Origin of the sequence: Kitasatospora sp. YST-16 (assembly GCF_026802215.1) — a bacterium.
GTDB classification, from domain to species: Bacteria; Actinomycetota; Actinomycetes; order Streptomycetales; family Streptomycetaceae; genus Kitasatospora; species Kitasatospora cineracea.
This window is the reverse complement of record NZ_CP113837.1, coordinates 3103305-3122195: the sequence shown is the minus strand read 5'-3', so window position 1 is coordinate 3122195 and position 18891 is coordinate 3103305. Positions and strand designations below refer to the sequence as shown.

Below are 18891 nucleotides of genomic sequence, written 5' to 3'. Positions count from 1 at the left end.
CCTTGGGTTCCGCGACCAGGTAGCCTTCCTGGTCGAGCAGTTCGGCGTACTTTTCCCACAAGGTGGCCCGCAGGAACCTGCTCGAGGACGATCACCTCGAAGGGCCAGCCGGCGTCCAGGGTCTTTCGTCCACTACCGCTTCCGGCCACCGTGAACATCTGGCACGGCGCCGCCCGCCAGCACGTCGGCGTCCTTGAACTTCTCGGGGTCGAAGAGACGGACATCGCCCTCCTACATGTCCAGCCGGTTCGCCGCACGGGTGACGGCCGGACCCTGGAGCACAGCGCCGTGACGGACCACGCCGGTCGGCGCCGCGGGTTGTCCGGACCGATGGCGCCGGCAGGGCCGAAGAACGGATCAGTCGACGGTCGGCGCGGTACCGCCACGCAGCGCGGCCACGATCGAACGCCCCACGGCTTCGGCGACCGGTGGGGGTAGCGCATTTCCGATCTGGCGGTAGGCGCGCGTCTTGCGGCCGTAGATCCGCCAGTCGTCCGGAATCGCCTGCAGGATTGCCGTCTGCCGCACGCTCAGCCGAGGCCAGTGGTCGACAGGAAATCCGGCCGAAGGACTTTCGTCGCTCAGGCTCGCACCCTCGACGCCGAGCGCTGCCCATGCCTTCTTGCTACCGGTCGGCCCGAGGTCCCCGCCTCCCCGGTTGTCCGAGCCGCCGATGAGGGCGGGGCCGGGGCGGTCCGCCGCTGCCGCCCACTGCTCTGCGCCGGGCCATCCGTTGGCACCCATCGAGGCGCCCAGGGCCTGGCCCACCGTCGGTGGCGGGCCGGGATGTGGTTCGGGCCAGACGAAGTCGTACCCGTACCCCTCCGCGAGGGCCACCAGGAAACCGCTGCGGCGGTGTTGCGGCACACCGAAGTCAGCCGCGTCCAGTACCCTCCAAAAGGTCCGGTACCCGAGGTGCTCCAGCTCGGCCTCGATCCAGGAACGATCATCCGCGTAGTTGTTGTCCTGGACCAGCCCTTCCAGGTTCTCCAGCATCAATGCCTTCGGTCGGACGGCCATCAGTACGCTGATCGCTGCCCTGAGCAGCGAACGCTCGTGGTCGTCGCTGTCAGGGCGTGCGACTGCCGCCGCAGCTTTGATCCGGGGCATTCCTCCGCTGATCAGATCGATGTCCAGGACCTTGCGCAGGTCGGGCTCGTCCTCGTCCAGCGGGTCGAAACTCATCAGGTCCCGACAGCGGACGTCCCATTGTGGGCGGTTCAGCCGGATCGTTCGGCAGGCGAATTCGTTGTTGTCGATCAACATGACCGGATCGAAACCGGCGCGTTCCAACCCGAGTGCCTGCGCACCCGATCCCGCGCACAGCTCCAGTGATGTGAATCTGGTCATCGCTCCCCTGCCGTCGGCCTCCGCTGCACCGGTGCGGTCGATGCGCCGCGTGCTCCGTGAAGCCTAGGCTTCTGCACCGACAGACGACGTCGGGTGCTCAGGCCGGATCCTTCCGGACGGCCTCGATGATCGTCTCGGCGACCTCCGAGACGGTCTCGTGCTCCCAGAACCGCAGCACGGTCCACCCCTGGGCCACGAGGTGATGCGTGGTCTCCTCGTCACGCTCCATGTTGCGGTCGAGTTTGGCCCGCCACCATGCCGCGTTGCTCTTCGGCTCGGTCGCGTGCTCCGGGCAGCCGTGCCAGAAACAGCCGTCCATGAACACCGCGACCTTCGCGTGCGAGAAGCTGATGTCCATCGTCCGGCGGGACATGCCGGGCACGGGCGAGTTGACCCGGTACCGGAGCCCGCGTCGGTGGAGCAATCTGCGGACCGCGAGTTCGGGCGCGGTGTCCTTGCGGGCCTGCTTGCGCATGCGGCTGGCCACGGACGGCGAGGACGGAGCGGGGCGCATGGAGTCGATCCTCCCGGGGCGGTCAGGGGTGGGTGGTGTCGAAGGTGGTGCGGGCCTGTTCGACGGCGGGGAGGTGGTGTTCGGACCAGTCGGTGAGGGCGGCGAAGAGGGGGGTGAGGGTGCGGCCGAGTTCGCTGATCTCGTAGTCGACGCGGGGCGGGACTTCGGCGTGGTGGGTGCGGATGACCAGGCCGTCGCGTTCGAGTTGGCGGAGGCGCTGGGTGAGGACCTTGGCGCTGACGGTGCCGAGGTTGCGGCTCAGTTCGACGAAGCGCTGGCGGCCGAGGTGGGTGAGGGTCCAGAGGATGGGGGTGGTCCAGCGGCTGAAGACGAGGTCGAGCACCGGGGTGATCGGGCAGGCCTGGGCGGCGGCGGGGCTGCCGGGCGGGAGGTGGGTCATGGGGTGGTGCTGGGTGGCCACCGGGGGTCCTCTCGTCGGTCGTGGTCCGGGTGCCCACTGTAGGGGCCGTCGAGGGGGTCGGGGGTGGGGGTCGGTTTCCTCTAGGTGACCTTTAGCCCCCCGGTGTTAGCGTCGTGGACGTGGCCGAAGAGGCCGTGAGGACAAGGGACTTGGGCCCTGCTGAACCGAGGAGCTCGATCATGATCGTTGTTACTGGAGCCACCGGGAACGTCGGCCGTCCGCTGGTCTCGCTGCTCGTCGCGGCGGGCGAGCAGGTCACCGCGGTCTCCCGCCAGGTGCCGGACGGGGGCTTCCCGGAGGGGGTCGTGCACCTGGCCGCGGACCTGGCCGACTTCTCGAGCCTGCTGCCCGCGCTGGAGGGGGCGGACGCGCTGTTCCTGCTGCTGGCCGGCGACCTGAACGGTCCCGGGGCGCCGGCCGCGGAGCTGCTGGAGCAGGTGAAGGCGGCGGGTGTGGAGCGGGTGGTGATGCTGTCCTCGCAGATCAACGGGACCCGGCCGGAGGCGGCCTCGCACTTCCGGCTGCGCGAGTTCGAGGCGGCGCTGCGCAACAGCGGGCTGGCGTACACCGTGCTGCAGGCCGGCGGGTTCGCGTCCAACACGTACGCCTGGGCGGAGGGCGTCCGCGGGCAGCGCACCGTGCACGCCCCGTTCGCGGACGTGGCGCTGCCGGTGGTGGACCCGGCGGACCTGGCGGCGGTGGCGGCCGTCGCGCTGCGGGAGGACGGGCACCGGGAGCAGGTGTACGTGCTGACCGGCCCCGAGGCGATCACGCCCCGGCAGCAGGCGGCGGTGCTCGGCGAGGTGGTCGGTGCGGAGGTCGCGTTCGTCGAGCTGACCCGGGAGCAGGCCCGCGCGCACCTGGCGCGCTTCGTGCCCGCGGAGGTGCTCGACGGCACCCTCGACATCCTCGGTTCGCCGCTGCCCGCGGAGCAGCGGGTCAGCCCGGACGTGGAGCGGGTGCTCGGGCGTCCGGCGCGCAGCTACGCGGACTGGGCGCGGGCCGCCGCCCCCGCGTTCCGGTGAGCCGGTAGCGGGGCGGGCGGGCCCGGGGAGCGGTGGGTGGCGGCCCGCCGCTCCCCGGGCCTCCGGTTCAGCGCCGGGCGGCCAGGTAGTCGTCCCAGGTGCGGGTGCCGTCGGCGTGGCCGGGGAGGTGAGGGCGCCCTCGCGCAGCAGGCGGCCGGCGCGGCCGGGCAGGTGGACGGGCAGGACGGGGCGGCGGCTGCCGCGGGCGCGGAGCCAGGCGGCGGCGAGGTCGGTGGCCGGGCGGGTCTCGGGTCCGGCCAGGTCGGGGGCGTGGCCGACCGGGTCGCCGAGGGCGAGCGCGACCAGGCGGGCGGCGACCTCGGCGGGGTCGACGGGCTGCACGGGGGTGCGGGAGGGCATCGGCAGGACGGGCAGCCGCCCGAGCGGGCGGAGCATGCCGTCCAGCAGTTGCGGGAACTGGGTGGCGCGCAGGTTGGTCCAGCCGAGGCCGGACGCGGCGAGCAGTTCCTCGCCCTGCCGCTTGATCCGGTAGTAGGCCAGCGGGATCCGGTCGACGCCGACGATCGAGATGTTGACGACGTGCCGGACGCCGGCCCGGCGGGCGGCCTCCAGCAGGTGGCGGAAGGCGGGCAGGTCGTTCTTCGGGTGCCGCGGGTCGCTGGCGCAGTGGATCACCGCGTCGGCGCCGGTGAACGCCGGGTCGAGCCCGGTGCCGGCGGTGAGGTCGCCGGTGCACCAGTGGGTGTCGGCGTCGGCGGGCGGGGCGGTGCGCCGGGTCAGGGCGCGGACCGGGCGGCCGGTGGCGCGGGCGTGCCGCAGCACCTCGCGGCCGAGGACGCCGGTGGCGCCGGTCACCAGCAGGGGGAGGTCGGGGCGGTCGGTCATGGTCCGGTTCCTTCCGGGCGGGGGTGGCGGGTGCTCTCCCCGGAAGGAACCGGACGGTCAGCCGTTCTGTGACAGCGCGCGGTGCCGGTCCGCGTAGTGGGCGAGTTTGTCCGGGTTGCGCAGGATCCGGATGGCGGTGACGCCGTCGGGGCCGGCCTCGACCTGGCCGAGCGAGGTGAGCGCGTCGCCCTCCCAGCCGAGCAGGACGGGGGTGCCGTTGGCCTCGGCGACCTCGAACCGGACGCCGGTGGTGAACCGTTCGAACAGGCCGGCCAGGAAGCGGGCGGTGTTGGTGCGGCCGTGCACCGGCCGGAGCGCGGCGCGGACCTTGCCGCCGCCGTCCGCCCAGACCACGACCTGCTCGGTGAGGAGCTGTTCGAGCTGGTCGAGGGCGCCGTCCGAGGCGGCCCGCAGGAAGCGGCCGAGCAGGGCGGCGTTCTGCTCGGCGTCGACGCCGCCGGGCGGCGGGGCGCCGTCGGAGAGGTGCTTGCGGCCGCGGTGGTAGAGCTGGCGGGCGGCGGCCTCGGTGCAGTCCAGGACGCCGGCGATCTCCCGGTGGCTGTAGGCGAAGGCGTCGCGCAGGACGACGGCGGCGCGTTCGGGCGGGGAGAGGCGTTCCATCATGGTGAGCACGGCGAAGGAGACGGCCTCGCGCTGCTCGGCCCGCTCCATCGGGCCGAGCGCCCCGGTGGCCACCGGCTCCGGCAGCCAGGTGCCCGGGTACTCCTCGCGGCGGGCCCGGGCCGAGGTCAGCCGGTTCAGGCAGAGGTTGGCGACCACCTTGTTGAGCCACGGCCCGGGCGCCGCGACCTGCCCGGGGGCGGCGCCGTGCCAGCGCAGGTAGGCGTCCTGCACGGTGTCCTCGGCCTCGGCGGCCGAGCCGAGCATCCGGTAGGCCAGCGCGAACAGCCGCGTCCGGTGGCTCTCGAACTCCCGTGCCGCGTCGTCCCGTTCCCCGTTCATGGCTCCCACGCTAGGGCACGTTATTGAGGCGGGGACGCCAGGGTTCCGGAACCGGCTGCCCCGGTCGGGGCCTCCTCACCGAGATACGGGGACAGCCGCCGCAGACGCGCTTCCAGGTCGGTGTGCGGCGTTCGGGGCCTGCGCGGTGAAGGCGGGACACTGGGTGCCCATGCGTACGGGGTCGGCTGTCCACCCGGTGGCCCGTACGGCGGCGGTGCGTACGGGGGAGAAGGGATGTACTGAGGGGGCGGGGCGCCGGGACCCCAGGTGGGTGCGGCCGGTTGTCCCGGGCCGGCCCAGCCGGGGTAGGGGTGATGGGCGTACGGAGGGCCTTCGACACGGAGCCGCTGCTGCTCCTGGAGGACAACAGCGGCGAGTTCGGCACCGAACCCCAGGGCGACGGCGTAGTCGTCGGCCTTCTGTTCCGCACGCCGTCTGAGCAGAGTGGTGAAGACGGGAGCCAGGGCAGCGGGAACCAGCAACCACCACAACCGTTGCACGTAAAGCAGGTTCACGAGGGTGAATGGGAGCATCAGCATCAGGCAGCCTCCGCAGCCGACGCCGAGCGGGTGCTTGGACCTGATGAGGCCCGACAGGATCCGGAACGCCGCGCGTCCGACCGCACGTCCGGGCAGGGTGTACCAGTCGGCGAGCAATCCCGCCCAGGTGTGGCCGCCGACGTGGTGGCCCAGTTCGTGTGCGAGGATCCCGGCGAGTTGGGCGTTCGTGAGGCGATCAAGCGCGAGTCGAGTCACCCCGACGATGTGGCCCGCCGTGGCTGTCGAGTTCAGTTCGGCCCGGTCCTGTACCCACAACTGGTACTTCTGCGGGTCGACCCCCGCTCGACGGGTGACCTGGTCCCACACCACGGCCAGCCGCTCTTCCTCGCCGGGCTGGGGTTGCCGCATGCCCAGCCGACGGGCGATCAGACGTTCCGCGGACGGTCGGAAGACGAGCAGTCCCGAGCCGAGCCAGAGCAATGGCACGACCACCCCCAGTACCGGGTTGACCAGGACGCCGGCGACCACCACCACGAAGAAGCTGATCAGCGCGATCGGCAGGGCGGCCACCAACTGCGCCACCGCAGCCTTGTCGGCTCCGCGCTGGTGGGCGGTCCGGTAGGTCCGGCCCGTCTGGATGTGGAGGTCCTCAAACCCGGAAGGGAAGGCCCCCGACGTGGGTGGAGACGTCGGAGGGGACGGCGGCGGTGCGGGTGGCGAAGGCACGACAGGTGGAACCTGCGGCTGCGGTTCCGAAAAGGACGGCAGTGCCGAAGGCGGAGGCGGGGCAGGGAAGGCCGCAAGATGCACGGGTGCCGGGTCGAAGCGGTGCACCGGTGGCTCGACCGGTTGATTCACCGAGACCCGTACAGCAACGGAGGGTTTGCTCGGGTAGGTGGGTTCGTCGCCGGGGTAGGCAGGTGCGTCGCCGGGGTAGGCGGGTGCGTCGTCCGGGTAGGTGGGTTCGTCGCCGGGGTAGGCGGGTGCGTCGTCCGGGTAGATCGGCGCGCTGGCTGTAAGCGGAGGCACTGCGGGGCGGACGGGGCCCAAGCCGTGGTGGGTGACATCCAGGATGGGGTCGGGGACGTGCGGCATGGCGGAGGGTCTCCTCGGACCGGAGCCGATATGAGTGGGCGGGTCAGCCGGTGATGAGCGAACCCGGAAGCAGGACGAGAGCAGCCGCGAAGAGGACGATCCCGGCTCTGAGCCACCAGTACTTGCTCGCGACGATCCTGCTGATGTCCACCAGCGAGGCGAGGACGGCGACGTGCGGGGCCTGGGCCGAGGTGATGAGAGCTTCTTCCAGCACACCGGGGCCTGCGTCTGCCGCAGCTCGGATGTCGGCGAAGTGTGTGAGGGGCTGCCCAGGATGCCAGGCACGGGAACGGAAGCGGGGAACGATCGCTGCGAGTACCGCTCCGAGCGAGGCCAGGAAACAGGCGGCACCGGTCCACCAGAGCACTTGGGCGCTGAGGGTGAGGGCGGAGCTCCGCCAGTCGTGGGAGGTGAGGACACCGACCAGGGCTGCGCCTGCCATGCCCTGAGCGCCGACGAGTACCGAGCCCTTGGCATCGGTACGGGCGGACTCCTGCCGGAGGTCCGCCAGCAGACGTTCAGCGCTGTGGAACCCTGTTGCCGGCGATTGCCCACCGACGGCTCCCCGGACCGTTTCCCCCGTGGCTGCGGCGGCGATCTCCCCGGTCGTCGCCGCAGCCGTTTCTCCGCTGGCAGTCATCGGGCCGGCGGCGGGTTGGGGACCCGGTAGCCGAACAAGTGTGCGTCCTCGAAGGGCTCCGTCCGCTGGGGTCCCGGTCCGGCCTGGGGAGCGGCAGGCGGGTCCGGGACTGCGGACGGAGGTGCGGCGTGCGGCGGCGGTACCGAGCCGGGCAGGTCGGCGCCGCCTGGGAGCGGGGCGACCTCGTGAACGGTGTGGCTGTTGCCGGGGGCCAGCTTCGCGCTCAGGACCTCTCTGATCACACCGGCGGCGAGGCGTCGCGGCTCGTCGAGTTGGTGTTCCTCCAGGCCGCCGGGGCCGCCGCCGAGGGCCTGCAACGCCACCTGCAACTGGTTCTGCATCGCTTGGAGTTGGTCCTGTCGTAGGTTGTTCATGACGAGCTGGGCGTCCTCGGGGTGGCGCGCGAGGTGGAAGCCCATGGCGGCCGGACCGCCGCGTTCCAGCCAGTACGTGTAATACTCGATCTTTTTGATCTCTACTTCCTGGAGCTGCAGTTCCTGCTGGCCGCGGGCCAACTGCCGTTCGTGGCTGAGTTCCTGGTTCTGCAGTTCGACGCGGTGGAGGAGCCGGCTGGTGGCGAGTGCGCGTTCGGCTTCCAGTTCGGCGGTCTGCATGCGCAGCGTGTGCTCCGGGGCTAGCTTGATGCGTGCGAACTCGATCTCCCGGAGTTCTCTGGCGTGCTGCTGGGCCGCCTCGTCCTGACGGATCTGGATTCCGCACCGGATCCTCAACCCGGCCGATTCGCCGAACGGCCCGATGCCCTCCAGGGTGCTCTGCGCGGCCTTCTCAGCGGCTGCGCTGCTCAGCATCGGGTATTGCCGCAGCACGGGGCGGACGGTGTCGTCGACGATCCGACGGATCAGCGCGGGAACGTCGCGCTCCCCGCTGGCGACGAACGCGGCGGGGGCGGTGACCTGCCAGGTGCACTCCAGCGAGACGTCGAAGAGGAAGGCGTCGTTGTCGCTGGGGAGGGAGAGGAGGGCCGAGGCATCGTGCACGCCGGTGTCGACCTCGTAGACGGTGCTCCAGCCCCGAGTGGCGAGTTCGGTGCGGCTCGGCCGGTGCGGCGGCAAGTAGGTGTCGAGGTTGCCCTGGGAGTTGGTGAACACCAGGGCGTAGTCGATCCGGGTGTTGCGCAGCGCCCGGAACCGGGACAGTTCCTGGATCGTCACGACGGGGTCGGCGAGTTGGGAGCCCCGGTTGGCGTTCTGGTGCCACTGCGGCGGCTTGTACATCTCGATCTCTCCTGGGCAGAGGTGCGGCGCCGGTCAGGCGGACTGCGGCGGTGTGGGACGGAGCAGTGCGGACCGGAGCCGCGCGGCGTCGAACGGCGGTGCTCCGGTTGTCCGGGGCAGGTGTTCCAGCAGGTAGTCGAGCCGCTTGACGTCTTCAGTGGAGACGGCCAGCATCTGCAGCAGTTCGGCCAAGGCGGCTTCGGCATCGGGATCGGCGGCGGTGGCAGTGGCCCACTGCCTCATCACATTCAGTCCGGCGCCGGAGTAGGACGGGTCGTTGAGCAGGGTCCGCCACAGGGCGGCGAGGCTCTGCCGGAGCAGGGCGCCCGGCGTGCCAGGAGCGGGATCCGCCTGGGCGAAGAGGTCGAGCAGCAGAGGCCGCCCGGTTCCGCGGGAACTGTCCGTCGGTCCGCAGGCGTGTACGACGGTCCGTAGAACGAAGCCGCGAAGCAGGCCGGTTCGAGCCAGTGGGACCAGGTCCGTCCACAGGGCGGTGGCACCGGGAAGCCCGTTCTCCTGGGCAGGACGCTGTCCGACGGCGAGCAGTACCGCAGCGGCGGACTGAGCGATTTCGTCGAGTTCCTCACCTTGTTCGGCAGGTGGCCCGCCCCGTCGGTCGAGCGCATGAACGGCTTCGATCAGGGCGGCGATCGCCTGTTCGGGGAAAGAGTCGCCGATCAGCGCGTAACCGCGGACCGAGGTCCGACGGAGCTGGTGGTTCTCGCTGGTGCACCAGTCGTGCAGGATGCGGGAGATGTGGGGGGTGCCCAGGTGTTGGGTGAGGGCCAGGGCGTTGGCGGCCGCAAGCCGGGCACGGAACTGCCGACCCGCGGCCCAGGGCTGGATCAGCAGGGCCATGGTGGAGGCCAGATCGGTCTGGGCGAGGACCGCTGAGACGAAGGCCGCGCGGGTACGGACCAGTGGGCGCGGGTCCTGGGCCATGCTGCGGAGCCAGCTGACCAGGGCCGGGCGGGCGGAGGGATGGCCGTTCCACACTTCGCGCAGCAGGGCGGGAGCGGTGAGCCGGTCCCTGAACTGGATCTTGGTTTGAAGCACTGGCCCCCATTCGGTCTCCTCCGGCTCCTGGTAGCGGTCGGCTCGTGCCAGGTCGATGCGCCGCGCGCTGGAGGTTCCGAACACCGGGATGCCGGCGGGATGATGAGGGTTCTCGATCTTCTGGAGCAGAGTGAAGAGCACGTCGCCGAGTTCGGCGGCCAGCGGGTACGGGGCGTCGTCGAAAGCGGCGAGCGAGACCAGGAACGCCTTGTCGTGGATTGAGCACTCGTCGCCGTCGAACCAGGTGCGCACCTGCTGTTCGGCGGCGTGGTGCCCGAGCGCGGAGAGTTGCTCCAGCGTGATCCTGCCCTGGGAGAAGTCCGCGAGCTGGCCCGAGAACCAAGCCAGTTCGGCCATCGGACGGGGGTGCTCGGTCATGGCCCGGACGGGTTCGAGGGCGAGTAGCCGTTCGATCTCGTCGGCGCCGATTTCCTTGCGGAGCAGTCGGCCCCGGATGAAGACCGTCGGTGCCGGGGGCTGCCACGGTACGGGCGGGAAGCTGCCGTGCACGGAGGGGTGCGGTCCGACCACGACGACCAGGTGACCGTCGTCGGCGTGCAGCCGCTCACTGAGCGCTCGCACGTGGTGCTCGCGCAGCGGGCGTTCCGCGTCGGCCGTGTAGTCCGGGAGGACGTGGCCCCAGCCGGCCCGGAGTTCCCCGGCGAGCCGGCCGGGCGGCAGACTGGGGTCCAGAGCGCGGTACTTGGTGGTACCGGCGGCTCGGAGCAGCATCAGTGCGGCTGTCCGGCGGCCGGTTTCGGCGGAGCCGGAGAGGATGACGACCCGGTGTTCGGTGAGGTGGCGCAGTGCCGCCCCGAAGGCGTCTTGCTCCGGTTCGACCGTTGCGTCGGCCGGTTCCGAGGCAGGCCGGATGAATCTGGCCGCCATTGCCTCGACTTCAGTGGACGGGATCTCGCCGGAGCGTTCCTCGGAGTCCTCCCCGAAGCGGTACTCGATCTTGCTGCCGCCGAGGATGACGTCGCCGAATACCTGACCGCCGCTAACGCCGTGTTGGTCGCCAGCCACCATGGAGCCGCCAAACCGGGCGGACGGGCCGAGGAAGAAGCCGGGAGTGTGCCGTAACAGATCCCGTCGGGAGTCCCAAGCGTGTTCCGGCGCGGTATCGGGGGACTCGTCGGCGTCCTGCTCGGTGGTAGCGAGGCCGGGCTGGTCGTTCGGTTCTGCTGCAGGCTCTGCGGCAGCCCGGTCCGCAGGTCGCTCGGTGTGCTGGGGGTGGCTCATCGTGGCTCGTCCCCGGCTTCCCGTTCGGGGGGGAAGCCGTTCCCGGAGTGCTGTCCGCCGAGGATGACGTCGCCGGAGACCCGGCCGCCACTGACACCGTGCTGGTCGCCGGCCACGAACGAGCCGTGGATCACGGGTGCCCCGTGGAAGTGGAACACAGCCTTGCTGCGGGCGCGTTCCGGGGCCGTGGGCTCCGGGGGCCGAGGAACATGTGGTGCTGTCGCGCCGCCGGGTTGTGGGGCCGGTTGCGGGGCGGACGGGGCGGGCACGACGCCGGTGGCACTGCCGAGGTGCAGCCAGGCGTGCACCGTACCGTCCTTCACCGGGATTTCGGCCGGGGCGAAGGAGTCGGGCCGGATCCCCTGGTATCCGTGCCGTACGACGCCTTGGTACACCGCATCGCCGACGGCCAGGACACAGGTGTCCGGACTCCGTCCGGCGAGAGCGGTGCGGAGCGCGTCGGATTCGAGCAGCCGAAAGGCCTGGTTGAGATCGTGGCCGACGAGCCCCCCGACAGTGTTGTCCTGCGGGTCGTGCGCGACCTCGCCGGAGGTGAGAACCATCCGCAGCCGCATCTGGGCGCTGGTGGACACCAACCGGTTGTGGTCGTGGAGCAGTTCGGGCGTGAGAGTGAGCAGGGTACGGAGCACGGAGGTCTTCGGCACGTCCGCGCCGAGCAGCACGATCAGTCCGTCGCCGCGGTCCTCGCGGTACTGCCGGCTGGGTTCGACGCCGGCCGCCACCAGGGTCTGGTCGACGACCACGCGCAGCGCGCGCCGGAGCACCGCCTGCACGACGTCGTCACGGCGGCTGAACCGTTCGATGTCCAGGAGCAGGATCGTCCTGTTGAGGGGCTCGGGCATGGCTGCCTTCCGTCGGAGTGCCGGGCCGGTGCGACCCTTCGAGCACTGCGAAGATCCCAGGGAAACGGGGTGCGGGGCGACGGACGCTAGCACATCAGGTGTGTGACCGTGTACACAGAGCAGCCTTGCCGTGCCCGGCAACAGGGGTCAGCCGTCGGCCCGACCCGCCATTTTGCGGAGAACGTCCGGCCTCAGGACGGTGATGCCGCGGCGCTCGGTGCGGACGATCCCGCGCTCGCGCAGGCCCTTCAGCAGCCGGGCCACGGCTTCCCTGGAAGCGCCGACCGATCCCGCGAGTTCGCTCTGGGTCAGGCCGGGGAAGACGTGCGTCCCCTCGTCGGTGCTGCGCCCGTGGGTGTGGAGCAGTTCGAGCAGGAGCAGTGCCAGTCGCTCCTGGACGTTCAACGCCGCGAACTGGACCCGGCGCCGGTCGCTGTCCCGGGTCCGGTCGGCGGTGAGAGCGAGAAGCTGCCGGGTCAGGGCGGGCCGTGCGTCGAGCAGCCCGGCGAAGGCGGCGGAGTCTATCGCCAGTGCCTCAGTGGCGGACAGCGCGGTGACGGTGGCGGCCCGGACCCGCCCGCTGAGCGTGGCTGCCTCACCCACGATATCGCCGGGGCCGCGGAGCGCGAGCAGCGCCTCGTATCCGTTCGCGGACGCCGAGGTGACCTTGGTCCAGCCGGAGAGCAGGACCAGGACGTGGGTCGAGGGTTCGTGCTCCCGGAGCAGGACGTGTCGTGCCGGGAAGACCATCTTGTTGCCGTGGTCCATCAAGGCTTTCCGGTCGGCGGATTCCAGTCTGGCCGCGAAGGGCACCCGATCCTCGAACTCCATCCTGAAGTCCTTCCTCCGCCACGCGGTTCGGACCGCGGGTCACCGTTGGGAGGAGAGATTACGGCGTGGGCAGGCTGCACGGCGACCGGCGGAGGACATTGCCGTTGGCGCGGCCGGGCGGCGGGGGCGCTGGGGCCCCCGCCGGGGCGGGTCAGGCCTGGGTGGCGGCGTAGCGGGCGCTGACGTCCTGCCAGTTGACGACGTCCCAGAGGCGGGTGACGTAGTCGGGGCGGACGTTGCGGTACTGCAGGTAGTAGGCGTGCTCCCAGGCGTCGAAGGCGAGCAGCGGGACGGTGCCCTGGCCGACGTTGCCGTGGTGGTCGTAGACCTGCTCGACGATCAGGCGCTTGCCGAGCGGCTCCCAGGAGAGGATGCCCCAGCCGGAGCCCTGGACGCCGACGGTGGCGGCGGTGAGCTGCTGCTTGAAGGCGTCGAAGCCGCCGAGGTGCTCGGTGATGGCGTCGGCGAGGGCGCCCTCGGGGCGGTCGCCGCCGTCGGGGGAGAGGTTCTCCCAGAACAGCGAGTGCAGCACGTGGCCGGAGAGGTGGAAGGCCAGGGTCTTCTGCAGGCCGACCAGCGAGCCGAACTGCTCCTTGTCGCGGGCCTCGGCGAGCTGGTCGAGCGTCGAGTTGGCGCCGTTGACGTACGCCAGGTGGTGCTTGGAGTGGTGCAGTTCGAGGATCTCGGCGGACATCGCGCGCTCGAGGGCGGAGTAGTCGTACGGGAGGTCAGGCAGCGTGTAGGCACCCATGGCTGAGCAGCCCTTCTCGGTCGGACGGAGGGTCAGTTGCGAGTGCCACCTTATTGCAACTCTCTTGCAAGAGCATTGATAGGGCATTAAAGCGCTGTGGCGGGAACGCCGCAGGCCCGCCCCGGCGAGGGGGCGGGCCTGCGGAAGGAGGAGGGGAGGGAGGGGCGTCAGGACGGCCGGGCGTACGCCTCCTCGCGCAGCCGGTCCTCGGAGGCGCCGCGCCGCCAGTAGCCGGAGAAGGCCACCGCCCGCCGGTCGACGCCGCGTTCGCGCACCAGGTGGCGGCGCAGCTCCTTGACGGTGCCGGACTCGCCGGCGATCCAGGCGTACGGGGCGCCGGCGGGCAGTTCGGCCGCGCGCAGGGCCGGCAGCAGGCCGGAGGGCGCGCCGGGCGCGCGCACCAGCCAGGTGAGGTCGACGCCCGCGGGGGCGGGCAGGTCCTGGATGTCGGCGGCGTCCGGCACCTCGATCCAGACCAGCGCGCGGGTGCCGGCCGGCAGCCAGTCCAGGATGCCGCCGACTGCGGGCAGCGCGGTCTCGTCGGCCAGCAGCAGCACGAAACCGGTGTCCGCGGGCGGCCGGAAGGCCACCGAGCGGTTGTCGGCGACGGCCGGGCCGAGCAGCACCACCCGGGCGCCGGGCCGGGCCGCGGCGGCCCAGGCGGCGGCCGGACCGGCGGGCGGACCGGCGGGCGCGCCGGCGGGCGGGTGGCCGCCTGGGCCGGAAGGTGCGTGGCCGTCCGCTCCGACGCCGTGCAACGCGAAGTCGACGTCCAGCTCCGGCGGTTCGGCCCGCTGCGCGCGGACGGTGTACGAGCGCATCACGGCCCGCCGGTCCGCCGGGATCGCCCGCCAGGCGGCGAACCAGCCCTCGCCCTCCGCGTACGGGAGGTCCGGCTCGTCCTGGCCGGGCTGCGGCAGGAAGAGCGAGAAGGACTGGTCGCGCCCGCCGCCGGCGAAGGAGCGCAGCGCTCCGCCGCCGAAGGTGACCCGCAGCATGGTCGGGCCGAGCCGGCGGGTGCGCACCACGTGCGCGGGGAAGAAGTCGTACTCCTGGGCCTGTCCAGTCATCTGACGGTCCTTCAGCTCAGCTTGCGGGACTTCTGGATCGCGGCGGTCAGCCGCTCGATCAGCGGGGCGAACCCGGCGTAGGAGAAGCGCGGCACCGCGTCCCACGGGGTGATCTGCCCGGCCTTGACGGCGGGCAGTTGGCCCCAGGCGGGCTTGGCGGCCAGGTCCTTGGGCTGCAGGGCGGTGGAGCGCTGGTCGAGCAGCAGCAGGTCGGCCGGGTACTTGCCGGCGTTCTCCCAGCTCAGGCCCTCGTAGTAGTCGCCGCCGTCGGTCTTCTCCGGCTGGATGAACTCCACACCCAGTTCGGCGAAGTAGATCAGGTCGCAGGAGATCTTCGGGTTGGAGACGTAGAACAGGTCGGCGCTGCCGGAGCAGGCCATCACCTTGACGCCGCCGGCCGCCTTGACGGCCTGCCGCAGCTCCTCGGACGCCTTCTCGAACCGGGCCTTGGCGTCGAGGACCTGCTGCGCCTTCAGGTCCGCGCCCAGCGACTCGGCGAGCTTGGCGTAGTGCTCGATCGGCTGGGTGATGGCGACCCGGCCGGTGGAGACCAGCACCTGCGGGGCGAGCTGGAGGATCTTGTCCTTGGACTCGTCCGGCACGTACCAGTACGCGCCCGGGTCGTACATGTGGGTCACCAGCAGTTCGGGGCGCAGCGCCGCGTACTTCTCGATCGAGAACTCGCCCCAGGCGTTGCCGATGATCTCGACCTTGTCCACGTCCAGGCTGCCGGCCTGCGGGTCGGCCTTGCCGTCGGCGCCCTTGGTCTCGCCGAAGACGCCGACCAGCTGCTTGTCCAGGCCGAAGTCGGCGAGCGCGGCGGCGGCGCCGGTGAAGGCCACCACCCGGGACGGGGTGCTCTTCGCGGTGACGGTCTGCGGGCGGTCGTCGGTGAAGGTCCACGGGCCGCCGCCGGCCGAACCGCCGTCGCCCGCGGCCTTCTCGCCGCCGGAGGAGCCGCAGGCGGCGAGCACCGCGCCGAGGGCGGTGGCCCCGCCCGCGGCGAGCAGGCCGCGGCGGGTCAGGCGGGGGGAAGTCGGCATGGCGGTACCTCGGTTCGGGCGCTTCGGGGCAGGGGGGAGCCGCACGCCGACGGGGGCGCCGGGGTGCGGTACCCGGCGGCAGCCGCCGGGATTACGCAGGTTAACCTAACCTAAGTTGCGGTACGGAGGGCCCCCGGGCCCCCGACCCGTCCCCCGACCGATCCGGAGCACCCTTGAGCACCACCGGCTCCCTCCCGATACCCGGCGCCGCCCCCGCCCGCCGCGGCTCGCCCCGCGCGCTCGGCCTGGCCGCCGGGCTGCTCGTGCTGCTCGCCGTCCTGGTGCTCAGCCTCGGCCTCGGCGCCAAGCAGCTCGGCCCCGCCGAGGTCTGGCACGGACTCCTCGACCCGGACGCCCCCGGCTACACCGTCGTCCACGAGATGCGGCTGCCCCGCACCCTGCTCGGCCTGCTGGCCGGCACCGCGCTCGGCCTGGCCGGCGGCGTCATGCAGGCGCTCACCCGCAACCCGCTCGCCGACCCCGGCCTGCTCGGCATCAACGCGGGCGCCTCCGCCGCCGTCGCCACCGCCGCCGCCCTGCTCGGCGTCACCTCCTTCACCGGCTACGTCTGGTGGGCGCTGGCCGGCGCCGCCCTGGTCTCCGTCCTGGTGTACGCCGTCGGCGGCGGACGCGGCGCCACCCCCGCCCGACTCGCCCTGGCCGGCGCCGCGCTCAACGCCACCCTCTACTCGTACGTCAGCGCCGTGATGCTGCTGGACACCGCCTCGCTCGACAGGATGCGGTTCTGGACGGTCGGCTCGCTGGCCGGTGCGCAGACCTCCACCGTGCTCGGCATCCTGCCGTTCGTCGCCGCGGGCGCGCTGCTCGCGCTCGGCCTGGCCCGCCCGCTCAACGCGCTCGCGCTCGGCGACGACGCGGCCCGGGCGCTGGGCGCCAGGCCCGCCGCGGTGCGGGCCGCCGCGATCGCCGCCGTCACCCTGCTGTGCGGGGCGGCCACCGCCGCCTGCGGCCCGATCGTCTTCGTCGGCCTGATGGTCCCGCACCTGGTCCGCGCCCTCACCGGGCCCGACCTGCGCTGGCTGCTCCCGTACTGCGCCGTCCTGGCCCCCGTCCTGCTGCTCGGCGCGGACGTCCTGGGCCGCGTCCTGGGCCGCCCCGGCGAACTCCAGGTCGGCATCGTCACGGCCGTCCTCGGCGGCCCGTTCTTCCTGTACTTCGCACGACGGGGGAAGGCCCGCGCATGAAGACTCTGAGGGTGGCCCGGTTCTCGGTGCGCTACCGGCCGCGGGCGCTGGCGGTCTGCGCGGCGGCGGTGCTGGTGGCGCTGGGGGTCGGGGTGCTGGCGCTCGGGCGCGGGGATTACCCGATCGCGCCCGGCGAGGTGGTGCGCACGCTGTTCGGCGGCGGGAGCGCCGCCGAGGACTTCGTCGTCAACCAGTTGCGGCTGCCCAGGGTCGCCACCGCGCTGCTGGTCGGCGCGGCCCTGGCGCTCGCGGGGGCGCTGTTCCAGACGCTGGTGCGCAACCCGCTGGGCAGCCCGGACATCCTCGGGTTCACCCAGGGCGCGGCCACCGGCGCGCTGCTGGTCGTGGTGGCGGGCGGCTCCAGCGCTGCGCTGGCCGGCGGCGCGGTGGCGGGCGGGCTGGCCACCGGCGGGCTGATCTACGCACTGGCCTGGCGCGGCGGGGTGCAGGGCGCCCGGCTGGTGCTGGTCGGCATCGGGACGGCGGCGATCCTCACCGGCGTCAACGGCTACCTGCTGACCCGCACCCAACTGATGGACGCCGCCCGGGCGGTGCTCTGGCTGACCGGCAGCCTGGACGGCCGCGGCTGGGAGCAGGCCCGCCCGCTGGCGCTCGCGCTGGCCGTGCTCGTCCCGCTGGTGCTGCTGGTCTGCGGCCCCGCGCTGCGCGCCCTGGAGCTGGGCGACGACGCGGCGAGCGGGCTGGGCGTGCGGCCCGAGCGGCTGCGGGTGGCGCTGCTGGGCGCCGCCGTGCTGCTCGCCTCGCTGGCCGCGGCGGCCGCCGGGCCGGTCAACTTCCTGGCCCTGACCGCCCCGCAGCTGGCCCGCCGGATCACCCGCGCGCCGGGCCCGAACCTGGCCGCGTCCATGTGCACCGGCGCCGCGCTGCTGGTCACCGCCGACTTCGCCGCGCAGCACCTGTTCGGCGAGCGCCAACTGCCGGTCGGCGTGGTCACCGGCGTGCTCGGCGGCGGCTACCTGGTCTGGCTGCTGGCCACCCAGCGCCGGGCCGGCCGCCTGTGAACGGCCCCGGTGCGTTCGCGCACCCGTCCCCGTCCGTCCCGCCGTCCCGAACGGAGCCCCCGATGGCCCAGCCCGAGCCGCGCCTGGCCGGCCGCGACCTGACCCTCGCCTACGACCGGCGCACCATCGCCGAGGGCCTGACCGTCGACGTCCCCGACCACTCCTTCACCGTGGTGGTCGGCCCGAACGCCTGCGGCAAGTCCACCCTGCTGCGCGCGCTGTCGCGCACCCTCAAGCCGGTCGCCGGGCAGGTGCTGCTGGACGGGCGGTCGATCGCCACGCTGCCCGCCAAGCAGGTCGCCCGGACGCTGGGCCTGCTGCCGCAGTCGTCGATCGCGCCGGACGGCATCACCGTTGCCGAGCTGGTCTCCCGCGGCCGCTACCCGCACCAGGGCGTGCTGCGCCAGTGGTCGACCGAGGACGAGCGGGTGGTGGCCGGGGCGATGGCCGACACCGGGGTCGCCGGGCTCGCCGACCGCCCGGTGGACGAGCTCTCCGGCGGGCAGCGCCAGCGGGTCTGGATCGCCATGGCGCTGGCCCAGCAGACCCCGCTGCTGCTGCTCGACGAGCCCACCACCTACCTGGACATCGCGCACCAGGTCGAGGTCCTCGACCTGTGCGCCCGGCTGCACCGGGAGCAGGGCCGCACCCTGGTCGCCGTCCTGCACGACCTCAACCAGGCCGCCCGCTACGCCACCCACCTGGTCGCGCTGCGGGACGGGAAGCTGGTCGCGGCCGGTCCGCCCGGCGAGGTGGTGACCGCCGAGCTGGTCGAGGAGGTGTTCCGGCTGCCCTGCCGGGTCATCCCGGACCCGGAGACCGGCACCCCGCTGGTCGTCCCCGCCGCCAACCGCCGGGCCCCCGCCGCGTCCTGAGCGCGGCCCGCGGCCCGCGGCCCGCCGCCCGGATCCGGGGAGATGGGGAGATGGGGAGACCCGCCGCCGGAAAGCTTCGGCTTCGCCGGGGTTCGGTCGGATACTGGCGGTATGCGTGCCAATGCGGAGAACCCGGAGTACCCCGAGGACGAGCTGGACGAGCAGTCCCCGACCGTGCTGGAGGCCGCCGACCAGGACCGGGCGGCGGTCGAGCCGGAGGTGGACGACCTGGAGGTGTTGCGGCAGCAGCGCGAGCAGGGCGCGGCGCCGGTGGACGAGGGCGACGCGGTGGAACAGGTCCGGGAGGTCGGGCTGGAGGACGAGGACCACCGGGAGTAGTCGGA

General features: G+C 72.6%; 18 protein-coding genes and 1 pseudogene. 5 read left to right on the top strand and 14 right to left on the bottom strand.

Annotation, left to right across the window (positions count from 1 at the left end; genetic code table 11):
• Nucleotides 1–357 precede the first annotated feature (357 nt).
• The 3 genes from OU787_RS14235 to OU787_RS14225 form a co-directional block, all read right to left on the bottom strand.
• Nucleotides 358–1350, bottom strand: a complete 993-nt coding sequence (locus tag OU787_RS14235) for a DNA cytosine methyltransferase (protein WP_268659530.1) — start codon at nt 1348–1350, stop codon at nt 358–360.
• Between the two features lie 97 nt (nt 1351–1447).
• Nucleotides 1448–1864 (bottom strand): very short patch repair endonuclease, encoded by a 417-nt coding sequence (gene vsr / locus OU787_RS14230; RefSeq protein WP_268659529.1) that lies wholly within the window; start codon nt 1862–1864, stop codon nt 1448–1450.
• A gap of 22 nt (nt 1865–1886) precedes the next feature.
• Complete coding sequence (locus OU787_RS14225) at nt 1887–2264, bottom strand: winged helix-turn-helix transcriptional regulator (protein WP_268661865.1); 378 nt, start codon at nt 2262–2264, stop codon at nt 1887–1889.
• Between the two features lie 200 nt (nt 2265–2464).
• Here OU787_RS14225 and OU787_RS14220 point away from each other — a divergent pair, with 200 nt between their 5' ends.
• Entirely contained in the window at nt 2465–3310 is an 846-nt protein-coding gene (locus tag OU787_RS14220) for an NAD(P)H-binding protein (RefSeq protein ID WP_030462863.1), read from the top strand.
• Nucleotides 3311–3718: 408 nt separating this feature from the next.
• On the opposite strand, the pseudogene OU787_RS34565 reads toward OU787_RS14220, so the two are convergent.
• The 11 genes and pseudogenes from OU787_RS34565 to OU787_RS14165 form a co-directional block, all read right to left on the bottom strand.
• A pseudogene (locus tag OU787_RS34565) lies at nt 3719–4156 on the bottom strand (SDR family oxidoreductase); the annotation flags it as partial.
• A gap of 57 nt (nt 4157–4213) precedes the next feature.
• On the bottom strand, nt 4214–5119 hold the full coding sequence (gene sigJ, locus OU787_RS14210; protein WP_268659528.1) for an RNA polymerase sigma factor SigJ: 906 nt from the start codon (nt 5117–5119) through the stop codon (nt 4214–4216).
• Nucleotides 5120–5139: 20 nt separating this feature from the next.
• A complete protein-coding gene (locus OU787_RS14205) occupies nt 5140–6201 on the bottom strand; it encodes a M48 family metalloprotease (RefSeq protein WP_268659527.1) in 1062 nt (353 codons plus the stop codon).
• Nucleotides 6202–6757: 556 nt separating this feature from the next.
• Nucleotides 6758–7354: a Pycsar system effector family protein gene (locus OU787_RS14200; protein ID WP_268659526.1), complete on the bottom strand. Its 597-nt coding sequence runs from the start codon at nt 7352–7354 to the stop codon at nt 6758–6760.
• Nucleotides 7351–8589 carry a PE-PGRS family protein gene (locus tag OU787_RS14195; protein ID WP_268659525.1) on the bottom strand — a complete coding sequence of 413 codons (1239 nt, stop codon included), beginning with the start codon at nt 8587–8589 and terminating at the stop codon, nt 7351–7353. Before OU787_RS14195 ends, OU787_RS14200 begins: the two co-directional genes overlap by 4 nt.
• Nucleotides 8590–8622: 33 nt before the next feature.
• A complete protein-coding gene (locus OU787_RS14190; RefSeq protein ID WP_268659524.1) occupies nt 8623–10887 on the bottom strand; it encodes a hypothetical protein in 2265 nt (754 codons plus the stop codon).
• The gene (locus tag OU787_RS14185; protein ID WP_268659523.1) at nt 10884–11750 is read right to left on the bottom strand and encodes a hypothetical protein; all 867 of its coding nucleotides are present in this window, start codon (nt 11748–11750) and stop codon (nt 10884–10886) included. The genes OU787_RS14190 and OU787_RS14185 overlap by 4 nt, the downstream gene beginning before the upstream one ends.
• Before the next feature lie 147 nt (nt 11751–11897).
• The gene (locus OU787_RS14180; protein WP_268659522.1) at nt 11898–12581 is read right to left on the bottom strand and encodes a Crp/Fnr family transcriptional regulator; all 684 of its coding nucleotides are present in this window, start codon (nt 12579–12581) and stop codon (nt 11898–11900) included.
• Nucleotides 12582–12732: 151 nt separating this feature from the next.
• Nucleotides 12733–13332: a superoxide dismutase gene (locus tag OU787_RS14175; RefSeq protein ID WP_030462860.1), complete on the bottom strand. Its 600-nt coding sequence runs from the start codon at nt 13330–13332 to the stop codon at nt 12733–12735.
• Between the two features lie 167 nt (nt 13333–13499).
• Nucleotides 13500–14402, bottom strand: a complete 903-nt coding sequence (locus OU787_RS14170; protein ID WP_268659521.1) for a siderophore-interacting protein — start codon at nt 14400–14402, stop codon at nt 13500–13502.
• 11 nt (nt 14403–14413) lie between these two features.
• Nucleotides 14414–15445 (bottom strand): ABC transporter substrate-binding protein, encoded by a 1032-nt coding sequence (locus OU787_RS14165; protein WP_268659520.1) that lies wholly within the window; start codon nt 15443–15445, stop codon nt 14414–14416.
• Nucleotides 15446–15618: 173 nt separating this feature from the next.
• On the opposite strand from OU787_RS14165, the gene OU787_RS14160 reads away from it, so the two are divergent.
• The 4 genes from OU787_RS14160 to OU787_RS14145 all read left to right on the top strand — a co-directional run bounded on the left by OU787_RS14160 (nt 15619) and on the right by OU787_RS14145 (nt 18886).
• Nucleotides 15619–16650 carry a FecCD family ABC transporter permease gene (locus OU787_RS14160; protein ID WP_051817509.1) on the top strand — a complete coding sequence of 344 codons (1032 nt, stop codon included), beginning with the start codon at nt 15619–15621 and terminating at the stop codon, nt 16648–16650.
• The gene (locus OU787_RS14155; RefSeq protein ID WP_268659519.1) at nt 16647–17672 is read left to right on the top strand and encodes a FecCD family ABC transporter permease; all 1026 of its coding nucleotides are present in this window, start codon (nt 16647–16649) and stop codon (nt 17670–17672) included. The genes OU787_RS14160 and OU787_RS14155 overlap by 4 nt, the downstream gene beginning before the upstream one ends.
• A 62-nt stretch (nt 17673–17734) precedes the next feature.
• Complete coding sequence (locus tag OU787_RS14150) at nt 17735–18547, top strand: ABC transporter ATP-binding protein (RefSeq protein WP_030462855.1); 813 nt, start codon at nt 17735–17737, stop codon at nt 18545–18547.
• A gap of 111 nt (nt 18548–18658) precedes the next feature.
• Nucleotides 18659–18886 carry a hypothetical protein gene (locus tag OU787_RS14145; RefSeq protein ID WP_030462854.1) on the top strand — a complete coding sequence of 76 codons (228 nt, stop codon included), beginning with the start codon at nt 18659–18661 and terminating at the stop codon, nt 18884–18886.
• The last annotated feature ends 5 nt before the right edge of the window (nt 18887–18891 follow it).

Coding starts and splice junctions, on each gene's coding strand:
- OU787_RS14235 (WP_268659530.1), bottom strand. CDS start 1,350: ATGACCAGATTCACATCACTGGAGCTGTGCGCGGGATCGGGTGCGCAG.
- vsr (WP_268659529.1), bottom strand. CDS start 1,864: ATGCGCCCCGCTCCGTCCTCGCCGTCCGTGGCCAGCCGCATGCGCAAG.
- OU787_RS14225 (WP_268661865.1), bottom strand. CDS start 2,264: ATGACCCACCTCCCGCCCGGCAGCCCCGCCGCCGCCCAGGCCTGCCCG.
- OU787_RS14220 (WP_030462863.1), top strand. CDS start 2,465: ATGATCGTTGTTACTGGAGCCACCGGGAACGTCGGCCGTCCGCTGGTC.
- sigJ (WP_268659528.1), bottom strand. CDS start 5,119: ATGAACGGGGAACGGGACGACGCGGCACGGGAGTTCGAGAGCCACCGG.
- OU787_RS14200 (WP_268659526.1), bottom strand. CDS start 7,354: ATGACTGCCAGCGGAGAAACGGCTGCGGCGACGACCGGGGAGATCGCC.
- OU787_RS14195 (WP_268659525.1), bottom strand. CDS start 8,589: ATGTACAAGCCGCCGCAGTGGCACCAGAACGCCAACCGGGGCTCCCAA.
- OU787_RS14190 (WP_268659524.1), bottom strand. CDS start 10,887: ATGAGCCACCCCCAGCACACCGAGCGACCTGCGGACCGGGCTGCCGCA.
- OU787_RS14185 (WP_268659523.1), bottom strand. CDS start 11,750: ATGCCCGAGCCCCTCAACAGGACGATCCTGCTCCTGGACATCGAACGG.
- OU787_RS14180 (WP_268659522.1), bottom strand. CDS start 12,581: ATGGAGTTCGAGGATCGGGTGCCCTTCGCGGCCAGACTGGAATCCGCC.
- OU787_RS14175 (WP_030462860.1), bottom strand. CDS start 13,332: ATGGGTGCCTACACGCTGCCTGACCTCCCGTACGACTACTCCGCCCTC.
- OU787_RS14170 (WP_268659521.1), bottom strand. CDS start 14,402: ATGACTGGACAGGCCCAGGAGTACGACTTCTTCCCCGCGCACGTGGTG.
- OU787_RS14165 (WP_268659520.1), bottom strand. CDS start 15,445: ATGCCGACTTCCCCCCGCCTGACCCGCCGCGGCCTGCTCGCCGCGGGC.
- OU787_RS14155 (WP_268659519.1), top strand. CDS start 16,647: ATGAAGACTCTGAGGGTGGCCCGGTTCTCGGTGCGCTACCGGCCGCGG.
- OU787_RS14150 (WP_030462855.1), top strand. CDS start 17,735: ATGGCCCAGCCCGAGCCGCGCCTGGCCGGCCGCGACCTGACCCTCGCC.
- OU787_RS14145 (WP_030462854.1), top strand. CDS start 18,659: ATGCGTGCCAATGCGGAGAACCCGGAGTACCCCGAGGACGAGCTGGAC.